Genomic DNA, 13,616 nt, shown 5'->3' with positions numbered 1-13,616 from the left:
TTCTTGGCCTCGAGGTTTTTATTATTTTGGGGAGCGTCACTGCAAGCTGAGAGCGCTATAGCTAGCGCTAATGGAATGCTGTACTTCCGTGCCGTTTTCATAATAGTTTCCTTGTCCCTTTTTCCTGTAGGAGAGAGTTATCGTTCCATGGCTTTAATTTTTTATATTTCTAAACTGGCATTAGGTGATTTTCTTTGCGCTCCCTTTAAATTAGATTTGGAGCACCAAACCAGCATTGGTAAACCCTGCATTGATATAAGCAGAGAAAAGTTGCCAGAAAGTCTGATAATAAATGGCTGGCTTGGGGCTTAGCAAATTTAAGTTGTACTTTTTGGGCGTACGACTCAGTAGGCTTGGCGTATGATTTCAATACCCGGAAGGATTGCTCGATTCCAGGCAGCGTCAACTTCTGGCGAGTATTCCTCGTCGTGCTGCCTAATGGTGGCGAGTAGGGCGTCGAGCCAGAGGCGATACCATTCTGGGCGGATATTGTAGCCGTTGCGATCGTGACTTTTACCCAGAGCGCGCAGCTTGGTGTCTGGCATGCCGCGTGAATAAAGCACTAGCTGCATAATGCCGTTACGTAAAAGATGGCGCTGGGCTTTCATATCTGTATTGGCAAAGAGCTGGCGAATATCTGTAGAACTTCCCATAAAGCGATCATAAAAATCCACAAAAAACTGTTCTTTATTGCAACAGCGTCCATAGCTTTGAAAAACGATATCACTATCCGTTGGTTGCATCGTTTTGGTTACCTCTTATGTTGGCCACCCTTAGTTTTTACTATTGAGCGGCCTCTGTGATTAATGTGCATTTTGGAAGGGGGCGGCGATTCTATCGATCGAGCTTGGGTGCGGGAAGAGTAATTTGACTGTAAATGCGTGTTATCTGGCGTAATTAAAAAGTAGTTCTCAATCGGCGAATTACTAAATCGCCATTGTCACTCTGGGTTCAAATCAGCTTACACCTCATCGCTAGATGCCGATCGTGAGCCCCAGAGCATATGTATGGACCCTTATAGCTACTTAAATAGCGGAGCGATTGCGGCAGGCTCGTGAGGAAATCTAACGTTGCGATAAAGCTGTTTGAAAATTGGCTCCAGGTGTCATCTTAAATGGGAGTGATTGCTCGCTTACAGCGCAAGTCAAGGGCGATAAGCATCGACTACAACTGATTATATGACCCAGAAGACAGTAACAACTGCGCTAATAATGCGTAGATTGGCTGTTATAACAACGTATTCCCCTGTTTTTAATATCGGCATCGATAGGTTCCAGTTGATATAATCGCCGCCCACATTTTTCAGTTAATCGAAGTAGAAGAGGATTGGCTAATGGCGGTCAAACTGATGGCAGATCTCGATCTCGCTGGTAAGCGCTTACTTATCCGTGAGGACCTGAATGTACCGGTTAAGGACGGTCGTGTAACTTCCGATGCACGTATTCGCGCGGCACTACCGACGATAAAAGCCGCTATCGAAGCCGGGGCTAAAGTGCTGTTGATGTCCCACCTGGGGCGCCCTACAGAGGGGGAGTACGCGGAAGAATTCTCCCTGGCCCCTGTAGCTGCACACCTGGGTGAGCTGTTGGGCCGTGATGTGGCGCTGGTCAAAGAGTGGCGCGATGGCGTTGAGCTGGCCGATGGGGAAGTTGCCCTGCTGGAAAATGTACGTTTCAACAGTGGTGAAAAGAAGGACGATGAGTCTCTGGCAAAGGCCTATGCCCAGTTGTGCGATATCTTCGTGATGGATGCCTTTGGTACTGCCCACCGGGCCCAGGCTTCCACCCATGGTGTGGCTAAATTTGCCCCGGTTGCATGTGCCGGTCCTCTGTTGGCTGCTGAGCTGGACGCATTGGAGAAAGCCCTGGCTGAACCGGCGCGCCCGTTGGTTGCTATTGTTGGTGGTTCCAAAGTTTCTACAAAATTGACGGTACTCGAAAGCCTGGCTGACAAAGTCGATCAGCTGATTGTTGGTGGTGGTATTGCCAATACCTTCCTGGCAGCCAGCGGCAAGCCAGTGGGCAAGTCCCTTTGCGAGCACGATCTGGTAGATACCGCCAAGGCCCTGATGCAGAAGTGTGATATCCCTGTGCCAACTGATGTAGTCACAGGTAAAGAATTCAGTGAATCCGCTGCAGCAGAAACCAAAAGTGCCGATGCTGTGGTTGAAGACGATATGATTTTTGATATCGGTCCGAAATCCTCCGAGCAGCTGGAAGAAATTCTCAGCAGTGCGAAAACCATTATCTGGAATGGTCCTGTAGGCGTGTTTGAATTTGACCAGTTTGGTGGCGGTACCGAGCACCTCTCTAAAGCCATTGCCGAGAGCGCAGCGTTTTCTATAGCTGGTGGCGGCGACACTCTGGCAGCTGTGGATAAGTATGGCATTGCCGACAAGGTTTCCTATATCTCCACGGGTGGCGGTGCCTTCCTTGAATATGTTGAAGGTAAGAAGCTTCCAGCGGTCGCTATACTGGAAAGCCGCGCACAAGATTAAATAACGAAAAATAAGGCCTGTCGCAATTTGCAGGCAGGTCATAAAAGCAAAAATTCAAATACTACGAGTAGACGAGAAAGGAATTAATTATGGCTCTTATCAGCCTGCGCCAAATGTTGGACCATGCCGCAGAGCATGGCTACGGTGTACCTGCATTTAATGTAAACAATCTAGAGCAGATGCGTGCGATTATGGAAGCGGCCAAAGAGACCGATTCTCCAGTAATCGTTCAAGCCTCTGCGGGCGCCCGCAAGTACGCCGGCGCTCCCTTCCTGCGCCACCTTATTCTTGCGGCTATTGAGGAGTTCCCTGAGATCCCGGTAGTTATGCACCAGGATCACGGCACCAGCCCCGCCGTTTGCCAGCGCTCTATCCAACTGGGCTTTAGCTCAGTGATGATGGACGGCTCCCTTGAGGAAGACGGCAAGACCCCGGCTTCTTACGAATACAACGTAGATGTCACCAAGCGCGCGGTGGATATGGCCCACGCCTGTGGTGTTTCTGTTGAAGGTGAGCTGGGCTGCCTGGGTTCCCTGGAAACTGGTATGGCGGGAGAGGAAGATGGTGTTGGCGCTGAGGGCAAGCTGTCCCACGACCAGCTGCTGACCGATCCGGAAGAGGCCGCTGACTTCGTACAGAAAACCAAGGTGGATGCCCTGGCAATTGCCTGTGGTACCAGCCACGGTGCTTACAAGTTTACTCGTCCGCCCACCGGGGACATCCTGGCCATCGACCGTATCAAAGAGATTCACGCTCGTATTCCTGGCACCCACCTGGTAATGCACGGTTCCTCTTCTGTACCCCAGGAGTGGCTGGCTGTAATCAATGAGTTTGGTGGTGAGATCCCGGAAACCTACGGCGTTCCTGTTGAGCAGATCTGTGAAGGTATCAAGTACGGTGTGCGCAAGGTCAATATCGATACCGACCTGCGCTTGGCCTCGACTGGTGCCACACGTCGCTTCCTGGCTCAGAACCCATCTGAGTTTGACCCGCGTAAGTTCTACAAAGCCGCTATGCAGGCGATGAAGGAAATCTGTATCGCTCGTTATGAGGCGTTTGGCACTGCTGGTAATGCCAGCAAGATTCGCCCTGTTAGCCTCGATGTTATGAGCGAACGCTACGCTGCCGGTGAGCTGGAGCCGCAAATCAAGTAACAGTCTTCCACTGTTGCGAAGAGGTGGGCTCTATGCCCACCTTTTTCTTTTCAGGTTGTCTTTCCCGCTACGATATCACTACCCCTACCGCCAAAATGCAGTACCATTGCACTAATGGATACTTTGCAAGACCTCAGCACCTACGATAATAGTCCGGTAATAAAGCGCCCGGACTACTCGGCATTGCGTCAGAAGTTGCCTGAACTGGATTTCGGCGCTGACGAAACCCCTCTGTGCAAAGAGCTGCGGGATTATCGTAATTTTTACGATTTGCATTTTCCCCGAGCCCATAAGACCGGGGTAGGCACTTTTAAAGTTGCCGGATTTGAACTGGTTTCACAGTATTGGATGGTCGAGAAACCCAAGGGCACCTTGTTTATTTGCCACGGCTATTTTGATCATACGGGTATTTATGGCCCGGCAATCCGCTTTGGCTTGGAGCGGGATCTCAATGTAGTGATTTTTGATTTCCCCGGACATGGTTTATCCAGTGGTGAGCGTGTTGCTATCCATACTTTCCTGCAATACCGCCAGGCGTTTGATGGACTGTTGGAAATTGCGCGAAATAAGTTGCCCGGGCCCTGGCATGCAATGGGCCAGAGCACCGGTGGCGCTGCACTACTGGCCCATCTGCAATACAGCCGCTGGCAGCCTCTGGATAAGGTCTTTTTGTTGGCTCCCTTGGTAAGGCCGTCAAACTGGGCCTGGCTAAATCGCTGGAAATATTATGTGGGCCGCCTGTTTATCCGCGAACCCGGCCGGGCCTTTACGATTAATACCCACGATGTGGAGTTTTCTCGACGTCAGGCACTCAGGGACCCCCTTCAATCTCAATCAATCTCTATGAGCTGGCTCAGGGCGATGGTGGATTGGTTGCAGACATTTCCCCGCACGGCACGCAACCCGCGCCCGATCCTTTTGGTTCAGGGAACGGATGATAAAACCGTTGATTGGCGTTATGGTCTTCATGCTGTTCGGAATCGTTTTCCCAATTGCCACCGGGTATTGATACGCGGTGCCCGGCACCAGATGATTAACGAAACCCAACCTTATCGCCATCAAATATTAGCGGCGATGGATGAGTGGTTAACCAAATAGGCTGTGAGCGATAACTTGTATCGCTCAACTCGCAGAGTTTTGACCTGCACTTTTCACTCGGAAAGCCTTAGCGAATCTACTTAGTTAGAAGAAATGAACGCTCTGTAAATTTCCCCGATAAGGTCGAAGACGCCATCCATGCCTTATGCGGCGGTGCCCAAGTACAATATGTTCTTTCCTTCTCCTTTGGTCAAAAACTCTATTAATACTCCTCATGAGGCCAGCGCCAAGCCAGCCAAATAATAGCTAATTTGAGAATAATCTCGATAAATCCCAGATAGAAGTAGAAATACCAGGTGGACATTAAAAATGTTACAAATAAGAAAATAATGAAAGCTGAGGATGTAATAATATTTATCCAGCGAGAGATAGATGGTTTAAGTAATAAAGTAAGGGCAACCATAATACAGGGGAGTGACACAATGATTGATACAGTAAGTAGTGACTCTTGTGTGACCGCTCCAAATGGCCCGAACCCCTCAATTATTCTATCTATTTTTCCTGTCCTAAATAGCCCAAAGAAATCCCCATAGATGTAAAGTAGTACTACTGAAGCCCATAGCCCGGCTATTTTAATCTTAACATCTATATGACTGTCAGTGAGCTTGGTCGATGTGCTCTTTAAGTTGTCTTTATCGTTCATGACATTCCCTCGATCTTACTGGTAGATAACTTTTGATTTGATTCGGTAATAGTTGGTGGAGTTCTAATGCCCATAATTAGTAACCATAGACAGGTTCCGATCTCCCCTAGAGAGGCGGGTACTCTAATAAAAGCGGGGATTTGATATTCAGGGAAAAGTAAATTTGTGCAGAACCTTACTAAATAGCTAAGGCATCCTGCCATTAACAGTATGCCCAGTATTTTTGGTAGTAAGTTTGATTTGTAGACCAGGTATCCGAAAGGAAGTAACCATAATCCCCAGAGAACATGGATTATTTGGATTCCGTTACTATACGATTTTAATAACAATAATACCTGGGTATAAATTTGTTCTTTTTCAAAAGTTAGGAGATATTCTGCTCCGCTAAGAAGTGTGAGAGCATCAACTTTGTTAACTATATTGAGTAGAGTAAATGGAATACTGGTGAGAGCAAAAATAACCATTAACAACGCACATCCTCTATTTACAGGTGCAAATGTGTGATATAAAGCTAGTGGCAGTATTGAAAATAGTATATAGAGAAGTATCCCGCCTAAAATTCCTAATCTATATAGAAATTCATATTCCAGGATGTTTTGCGCTGTTAATGATGCATTTTCCCACGCTGTGGGAATTTTAGAAGGCACATATACTAAAGAAAATATTCCCAACAATATAGTAAGTAAATAAATAAGCCCAGAAAGTCTGGCATATTCTTTTTGAGTCATTTTATATCCTTGTAAAATCAAATTGACAGATAGAGAGCCAATAGTCGGTTAGGTCCTAGTCGCGGTACCTATATAAAGGGGACTGCGATGAAATTCCAACCACGGTAATCAGCTGGAATTTCATAAGAAGAATATGGTCAGCAAAGACGTACTTATGGTGTTGTTCCGTTGTGAATAGAGGTAAAGATTCTGTATCGCTAACGGTACTGAGACTATTGGGTGTGCGGTACTAGCTATTGACGCCATGGTGGTCTCTTTAGAGTCACTGTATGCAAAGAAACCTATTGGAATATTGAGTTGTGCGCTACCCAGCTAGGCATAGGCTGCGGAAAGCGTGGTTTGAAGTGCGGAATAGTGAGATAAGTGATTTGGAATGGTATGGCCATCCAGAAGCTTTGTGAGCCACCAACCGTATGCGGCTCACACTGTTTAGCCTGCTGTTAATCGGGTTGTTGACTGGCTTTCTTGGATTCGGAGGGACTCGGTGTGGAGGCTGGCTTCTTGCGGGGTTTATCACTTTTCTCCGAAGTCTGTTTTGCACTTGTGGGAACTTTGTTAGTAGGGTATTCAACCTTACAGGTACCCTGTCCATTGTCCGATAGCACAATTTCATCCAGGTCATCCATTACCCGAATTGGGCCCGAATAGAATTTACGCATTCCCTTAATAAAGCCGATCTTGTCAGCTTCAGTAACGGGGGGTGGTATTAGGTGTGTTAAGGCAACCGATTTTACTCCCGCTTTGGTTGCCATCTTGGCAATGTCCAGAGTATTGGAATGGTAGTGGATAATTTGATTTGCCTTCTCATATCGCAAACGAGCGCGACGGTTATCCCCGGTTTGCTTCAGCTTGCTGATGTATTGGGCATAGCTGAGAGCCTCAGAAATCAGTAGATCGGCATCCCGTTCAATTGGCTCTAGCGCATCGAAAACATGGGTATCACCAGTAATGATGACTTTACAGGGGCCAAAACGTATCTCGTAACCAAATGCGGGAAAAACCGGTTCGTGATGTACGGCAAACACAGAGACATAAGTATCCCTGTGGTGCCACACATCTTGTACGACCTCGCTTTGATCCCCGGCAATATTCACTAGGTGGGGAGTGGCGACCGCTAGGACTGGATCGAGAATTCCCTGCCTATTTGCCGATCGAAAAAGGATGTCCGGCCCAAAACTCTTGTTAATTCCATCCAAAATGCGATGGATGCCGTAGGGTCCGTAGACATTAATAGGCGAGTCGGCACCAACAAACCAGGACTCGTTGATCACCATGGCCAAACCACCAAAGTGATCCGAGTGCCAGTGGGTAATAAAAATGGGGTCCAGCTGGGCGAGATTAAGGCCGAGCTGGCCAATTCTTGCTGTAGCTCCTTCGCCGGCATCGACGAGGAATAGTTTCCCACTGCTGCGAATAGCAACGCAGGCGGGATGGCGCAAGTATTGATAGGCCGGATCTGGCGTGCCAGTTCCACAAAAGTAGATGTGCATTTTGCCATCATCTTCCACATAAGGTGGGTAACGCTTCAGAGATTCAGGCTGCTCGGCCAGGCTTGAAATCGCGAAAAACACCCCGAGGGCAAGAGTGGCAAATATATCAACGATCAGTCGCATGGTTTTATAGATTCCAGTCAGTACGGAAAATACATACCAAGGATATGCAGACATTTTTAAACGTACAAAAAGATGATTAAAAATTTTGGTCAAGTCTGTAGATGACGTGGACTCAGGCCTTGTAAAGGATCAGGATTTAGGCTGCTATTAACTTAGTTTGTCATCAGGATTTTTATAGACGGTGGTTGGCTGTCCTTCCAGGCCCGAGTAAAAGAGAATAATAGTTACCGGAGTATCACCATCATTGCGCCCATAATGCCATTTATCGGTAACTTCGATAAATGCCTTACCCGCCCCCAGAGTAAGCGTTTCCTTCTGTCCTGGGAGTACAATGGTTAAAGTGCCCTCTGCTACATAGACACCGTTTAGCACTGGATGCTTGTGTACGGGCATCTGTTCGCCCACCGGAATAGTAACGCTAACAATCGTTAATTCCGGTTGCCCCGGTTTCATTTTTGGTAGGGAATGTCCTTCCCAGTCCTTTGTAGAGGAAACTAGTGTTTCAAACTTTACGTCGTTGGTTTTGTCCTGGCCAAATATATTTTCCGAGATAAATGTAAGTGTCAGAATGGCAAGGAAAAGGAGGTGGCGGCTCATTGAACTTTCCGGCAATCTTATGGAGATTTATGTAATTCTTGTTCAAGAATTAATGCTGTCCAATAAATTCGCGAAAATCTCTACGGACCAACATCGGAGAAAAAATTGGCTTTCAAATGCCCCCTACTAACAAACTGATTACATTTGGCGGAATAGATGCAGGTAACGCCGGCTTACGGGGAGTATTTCCTCCCTATTTAGCAGGGTAATTTGAGCGGTATCTCCGTCCCTTATTACGTGGCGGATGGCCTTTAAATTGACGACAACAGAGCGATGAACCTGGGCAAAGAGTTCGGGGTCAAGTTGGTGGGTTAGATCCTTTAATGGTGTGCGAATACAGGCCTCCAGATTGTTGTTGCCGGATTCGCTCCAGGCTACCAGGGTATACTTCTCATCTGAACGCAAATAGTGCACATCTTCTACCGGTATCATCCGCAATTGCTGGCCTATGGAAGCGTGAATCCAACGCAGGTATGGTTTGTCTTCCTTGGATTGAAGCTGTCTCGCTAATTGCTCGAGTAACTCCTGTTGATGACTGACGGGTTTGCAACTGCTGAGCCTTTCCCTAAGCCGCTCGGCGGTATCGGCGAGCCGCTCAATCTCTACCGGTTTTACCAGGTAGTCCAGTGCACCCTGCCTAAAAGCTTCCACGGCGTAGTTGTCGTATGCGGTAACGAAAACTAAATGGGCCCGACGCCCGATACTCTGGGCTGCCTCAATACCGGACTTACCCGGCATATGGATATCCAGAAAACAGATATCGGGCTGTTTTTCTTCAAATAGTTCTACGGCTTCACGACCATTGCGGGCCTCCGCAACAACCTTTAGCTCCGGCCAAACACTTTTGAGTTTGCGGATCAAAGACTGGCGCAGTAGTGGTTCGTCGTCAGCTACTAGGGCGGTAGTGGGCGTGGCACTCATATTTGCTCCTCGGCGGGGAATACCAATTCGGCACAAAGACCCGTGGGCTGTTGGCCGATCAAACGCAAGCCTGCACTATCGCCATAGGTGAGTTGTAGCCGCTCTCTCAAAGTTGCCAACCCTGTCCCGAGACTGTTGGAATTGTCCTGGATGCCGATACCGCTATCGGTGACTGTGGCAATACAGAGGCCCCTTTCCAGTTTTATTTCAATATCGATACGTCCCCCTTCCTCACTGGGGTCTATGCCATGGCGGACGGCATTTTCAACCAGTGACATCAGAGACATGGGCAGGCAAGACTGACTTCGCACCTCCTCACCAGCCTTGATAGAAAATTCCAGGCGATCCGGCATACGCATTTGCATCAGGCCCAGGTAAGCCTGCACCAGAGTAAGCTCTTGCCCGACGGTACTTTGCTCCGACTCAAGTTTCGGTACTGCGGCGCGCAGGTAGGCAATCAGGTTGTTCAGTAGTGCGGGTGCCTGAGGGGATGAAGACTCTACCAGCTCTTGCACATTGGCGAGTGTATTAAATAAGAAGTGTGGGGCCACCTGGGATTGCAATAAACGCAGCCGCGCATTGAGCGCCTGGTGCTCCAGGGCTCCCCGCTGCCGCTCAAAAAGTTGCGCCTGCTCTCGTACAGCAATATCCCGCTGGCGCAACAGCGCAGACATAGCGAGCCAGGGCCCGAATAACATGCCGGTCACCGCTATCAGGAGAAAACTCCAGTGTCGGCTGTGGTCCTGCCAAAGTGGAAGTGCCCCCGGTTCTGTCAAGGCAGGGGACAGGATCAGCAATGTCAGTGGAATAGAGATTGCCACACCCACCACCTGTATTACCCAGCGAGGTAATCGTTGAGGCAAGTTGCGCGGCCATTGCTCGAACAGGCAAAAAGTAACCAGTGCTGATATGGCAGCTGTGCTGGTTTGCAGTAGGAGCTCTGTATAAGCACCTTTCCAGCCGAAGCTGAGTAGCAGGGTCCAAAGCAGAGTAGCGAGTAAAACAGTCAGCGACCGCTGCCTGCTGGGTAGCAGTCGCACTTGAGGTGGGTTGGCTGTCGGCGAGTAATTCATGATGGCCGCCTTCGGTTAATTTCAGCGGCCATTCTTACACAGGTTTTACCGTTAAAGCGCTGCTTTACCTTGTAGATGCAGCTTTCTACGCTGTGCCAGTGCATCGACAGAGTAGAGCGCTAGCCCCAGCCAGACAAACATAAAGGTGGTGAGCTTTTCTTCGCTGAAAGACTCGCCCAATACCTGGGTGGCGACCACGAGCATCAGTGTGGGGCCGATGTATTGCAGGAAGCCCAGTGTGGATAAGTTGAGCCTGCGCGCGGCAATCGTGAACAGCAGCAGGGGAACCAGGGTAATGGGGCCGGCAAAGAGCAGTAAGCTGTTTAACTCCAAGCTGTTGTTCAGCAAGTTGCTGGTGGGACTGCTGCTCCAAAACAGGTAGATCACGGCCACTGGCAATATAAAGAGAGTTTCTACCGCGAGGCCGGTAAGGCTTTCCACAGGGGCCTGCTTGCGGGCCAAACCGTATAGCGCAAAGGAGCAGGCCAGGAACAGGGCAATGATCGGTATGCGACCAAACTGCCAAAGCTCATAGGCAATGCCGGTAGCTGCCAGTGCCACAGCGATCCATTGCAGTCGCCGCAACTTCTCCCCCAGGAACAGGACCCCCAGCAAAATATTGATCAGTGGATTGATGTAGTAACCCAGGCTGCCCTCGAGCAAGTGGCCATTATTGATCGCCCAGATAAACACCAGCCAGTTGCCGCCGATCAATACCGTGGTCAGGGCCAGCATCCGCATCTTCTTGCCGTCGCGCAGGGTTGCCAGAAAGTCCGGCATTTTGCGTACAATCAGCAGAATACCAATAGCGAGTACCAGCGACCAGATACTGCGGTGGGCGAGGATCTCCGCAGCGGGAATATCCTGTAATTTATTGAAGTACAGTGGCGCCAGCCCCCAAATGAGGAAGGCGGAAATCCCGGCGAGAAGGCCGGTTGAGGCGGAATCATTACTACGCAAGGGAGCACCTGCTGTGGATAACTCTGGCTTTGGTTCAGGGGTGGCACGTGGATGTGGTCACCTGGGCCTGAAGCAAAAGAATAGGTCTGGCCATTGTAGAAGCGGTGGCCGGGGGGGATCAATCTTTTTTACCGCGAGGAAGGCTCCGATTGGCGTGTAGTTGGCGGGTATTTGTGGGTACCCGCCAACGACCGAAAGGCTTAGAAAAGCACGCGGCAGCGCAGGGTGCCGGGGATACTCTTCAATTTTTCCAGTGCCAGATCAGAATACTCTGCGTCCACATCGATCACTACATAGCCCACTGTCTCATTGGTTTGCAGGAACTGTGCGGAGATATTGATGGCATTTTCTGAGAACACCTGGTTGATAGCGCTCAGTACACCGGGCACATTCTTGTGAATATGCAGTAGGCGGTGGGTATCCAGGTGACCGGGCAGTGCCACTTCCGGGAAGTTCACAGAACTGGTGGTGGTGCCGTTATCGGAGTAGTGAGCGAGTTTCTCCGATACTTCTGTACCGATATTCTCCTGTGCCTCCACAGTGGAGCCACCTACGTGAGGGGTCAGCAGCGCCTTGTCGATTCCGCGTAGGGGAGAGACGAATTCGTCGCTGTTGCCACGGGGCTCAACCGGGAAGACATCGATCGCCGCACCGGCCAGGTGATTGCTCTTCAGAGCCTCTGCCAGGGCATCAATATCTACCACCGTGCCGCGAGAGGCGTTGAGGAGAATACTGCCGGGCTTCATCTGCGCGATCTGCTCGGCGCCCATCATCATTTTGGTGGAAGGCAACTCTGGTACGTGCAAGGAGACCACATCGGATTCTGCCAACAATTCCGGAAGTGAGTTTACTTGGGTGGCATTGCCCAGCGGCAACTTGGTAATCACATCGTAGAACCTGACTCGCATCCCGATAGCTTCGGCCATAACAGAAACCTGGGAGCCGATAGCACCGTAGCCGATAATGCCCAGGGTTTTGCCCCGGGCCTCATATGAGCCCACCGCTGACTTCTGCCAACCGCCGCGATGACACACTGCGTTTTTCTCTGGAATACCGCGCAGCATGAAAATAGTTTCTGCAATAATCAGCTCGGCAACGCTGCGAGTGTTGGAGTAGGGCGCATTAAATACCGCGATACCCAGTTCCGTCGCCGCCTGTAAATCCACCTGATTGGTGCCGATGCAAAAACAGCCTACGGCTACCAGTTTGGACGCATGTTCCAATACTTTGCGGGTTAACTGGGTACGCGAGCGAATACCGATAAAGTGCGCATCGGCAATTTTCTCGATCAATTGATCTTCAGGCAGGGAGGTCTTGAGGTACTCCACATTGGTGTAGCCTCGGGAGCTGAGTAAGTCGACGGCGGACTGGTGTACGCCTTCCAGCAACAGGATGCGGATTTTATCTTTTTGCAGGGACTTCTTTTGATCGGAACTGTGCGCAGCCATAAACTATCTCTTCACTGAGTGCGAATAACAGGTGCAAAGTGCTTAGATCACTTCTTCGGGGGTGCCGCAATTTTGGCGAAGGCGCGATCATAGCACATGCAGCCTCCAAGGCTTTATTCGAAATTTCTATCCTAACTATCTTGTTTATCTATGTACCAACATCAATTTACCTGTGGCAGTGAAGTACCGTTTGGTTTGGGGAAGGTTGTCTGTGTGGGGCGCAATTACGCAGACCACGCGGCGGAGTTAAATAATCCGGTGCCAGAAGAACCCCTGCTATTTATCAAGCCGGCAACAGCCGCGGTACCTATGGTAGAAACCATCCATTTACCAGCGGGGCGCGGCAGTTGTCACTTTGAAGGGGAGCTTGCCCTGTTGATTGGTAAGCGCTTGAGTAATGCCAACGTGGCAGAAGTCCCTGGGGCCATTGCTGGCTTGGGCCTTTCCCTGGATTTAACTTTGCGCGACCTCCAAACGAAGCTGAAAAAAGCGGGCCATCCTTGGGAAAAGGCCAAGGGGTTTGACAAGTCATGCCCTCTTTCTCCCTTTGTGAAACTCGATTGGTTGCCGGACTGGGACAAGCTCAGCTATTCCCTATGGCTGAACGGTGAACTGCGCCAGCAGGGTAAAACCGAAAATATGCTGACACCAATTCTCGATCTGGTGGCCTATGTCAGCAGTTACTTTACCCTCGAACCCGGTGATGTGGTTTTGACGGGCACACCGGCGGGAGTGGGCGAATTACACCACGGCGATAATCTGGCGATGCAGTTGGAAGATGATTGGCTGCGTGTGGAAACGCAGGTGGCCTAGGGAGCCTCTTAACCGCTATCCATGCCAGAGGTATCACGGAGTTATTCAGAGGCTCCCTAGTTTAGAACGGC

14 protein-coding genes are annotated in these 13,616 nt (G+C 49.8%); 5 read left to right on the top strand and 9 right to left on the bottom strand.

Going from position 1 to position 13,616, the window contains the following annotated elements; translation table 11 throughout:
• Positions 1–147: 147 nt before the first annotated feature.
• Positions 148–312, top strand: a complete 165-nt coding sequence (locus ACJJIQ_RS18825; RefSeq protein WP_445362717.1) for a hypothetical protein — start codon at positions 148–150, stop codon at positions 310–312.
• A 32-nt stretch (positions 313–344) separates the two neighbouring features.
• Here the strand turns inward: ACJJIQ_RS18825 and ACJJIQ_RS18820 are convergent, their stop codons facing one another.
• On the bottom strand, positions 345–743 hold the full coding sequence (locus ACJJIQ_RS18820) for a globin (protein ID WP_413663658.1): 399 nt from the start codon (positions 741–743) through the stop codon (positions 345–347).
• A 590-nt stretch (positions 744–1,333) separates the two neighbouring features.
• On the opposite strand from ACJJIQ_RS18820, the gene ACJJIQ_RS18815 reads away from it, so the two are divergent.
• From ACJJIQ_RS18815 to ACJJIQ_RS18805, 3 genes are all read left to right on the top strand, one after another.
• A complete protein-coding gene (locus ACJJIQ_RS18815) occupies positions 1,334–2,497 on the top strand; it encodes a phosphoglycerate kinase (protein ID WP_413663657.1) in 1,164 nt (387 codons plus the stop codon).
• 89 nt (positions 2,498–2,586) lie between these two features.
• Positions 2,587–3,651, top strand: coding sequence for a class II fructose-bisphosphate aldolase (gene fba / locus ACJJIQ_RS18810; RefSeq protein WP_282930878.1), 1,065 nt, complete (start codon positions 2,587–2,589; stop codon positions 3,649–3,651).
• 114 nt (positions 3,652–3,765) lie between these two features.
• The gene (locus tag ACJJIQ_RS18805) at positions 3,766–4,749 is read left to right on the top strand and encodes an alpha/beta hydrolase (protein WP_413663656.1); all 984 of its coding nucleotides are present in this window, start codon (positions 3,766–3,768) and stop codon (positions 4,747–4,749) included.
• A 202-nt stretch (positions 4,750–4,951) separates the two neighbouring features.
• Here the strand turns inward: ACJJIQ_RS18805 and ACJJIQ_RS18800 are convergent, their stop codons facing one another.
• From ACJJIQ_RS18800 to serA, 8 genes are all read right to left on the bottom strand, one after another.
• Positions 4,952–5,392, bottom strand: coding sequence for a DUF6326 family protein (locus ACJJIQ_RS18800; protein ID WP_413663655.1), 441 nt, complete (start codon positions 5,390–5,392; stop codon positions 4,952–4,954).
• Positions 5,389–6,120, bottom strand: a complete 732-nt coding sequence (locus ACJJIQ_RS18795) for a DUF4386 domain-containing protein (RefSeq protein ID WP_445362716.1) — start codon at positions 6,118–6,120, stop codon at positions 5,389–5,391. The genes ACJJIQ_RS18800 and ACJJIQ_RS18795 overlap by 4 nt, the downstream gene beginning before the upstream one ends.
• Before the next feature lie 440 nt (positions 6,121–6,560).
• Positions 6,561–7,733 (bottom strand): MBL fold metallo-hydrolase, encoded by a 1,173-nt coding sequence (locus tag ACJJIQ_RS18790; protein WP_444926161.1) that lies wholly within the window; start codon positions 7,731–7,733, stop codon positions 6,561–6,563.
• 147 nt (positions 7,734–7,880) lie between these two features.
• The gene (locus ACJJIQ_RS18785) at positions 7,881–8,330 is read right to left on the bottom strand and encodes a cupin domain-containing protein (protein WP_413663652.1); all 450 of its coding nucleotides are present in this window, start codon (positions 8,328–8,330) and stop codon (positions 7,881–7,883) included.
• A 138-nt stretch (positions 8,331–8,468) separates the two neighbouring features.
• Complete coding sequence (locus tag ACJJIQ_RS18780) at positions 8,469–9,251, bottom strand: LytR/AlgR family response regulator transcription factor (RefSeq protein WP_413663651.1); 783 nt, start codon at positions 9,249–9,251, stop codon at positions 8,469–8,471.
• Positions 9,248–10,324, bottom strand: a complete 1,077-nt coding sequence (locus tag ACJJIQ_RS18775; RefSeq protein WP_413663650.1) for a sensor histidine kinase — start codon at positions 10,322–10,324, stop codon at positions 9,248–9,250. The genes ACJJIQ_RS18780 and ACJJIQ_RS18775 overlap by 4 nt, the downstream gene beginning before the upstream one ends.
• A gap of 51 nt (positions 10,325–10,375) precedes the next feature.
• Positions 10,376–11,284: an EamA family transporter RarD gene (gene rarD, locus ACJJIQ_RS18770; RefSeq protein WP_445362715.1), complete on the bottom strand. Its 909-nt coding sequence runs from the start codon at positions 11,282–11,284 to the stop codon at positions 10,376–10,378.
• A gap of 200 nt (positions 11,285–11,484) precedes the next feature.
• Positions 11,485–12,732: a phosphoglycerate dehydrogenase gene (gene serA, locus ACJJIQ_RS18765; protein WP_282930886.1), complete on the bottom strand. Its 1,248-nt coding sequence runs from the start codon at positions 12,730–12,732 to the stop codon at positions 11,485–11,487.
• 150 nt (positions 12,733–12,882) lie between these two features.
• Here serA and ACJJIQ_RS18760 point away from each other — a divergent pair, with 150 nt between their 5' ends.
• Complete coding sequence (locus ACJJIQ_RS18760; RefSeq protein ID WP_445362714.1) at positions 12,883–13,545, top strand: fumarylacetoacetate hydrolase family protein; 663 nt, start codon at positions 12,883–12,885, stop codon at positions 13,543–13,545.
• Positions 13,546–13,616: the final 71 nt, after the last annotated feature.

It is taken from the genome of Microbulbifer maximicatervae (SeqCode), assembly GCF_052468295.1.
Note: the sequence above shows the minus strand (reverse complement) of the source record. Positions and strands in the feature narration are given on the sequence as shown.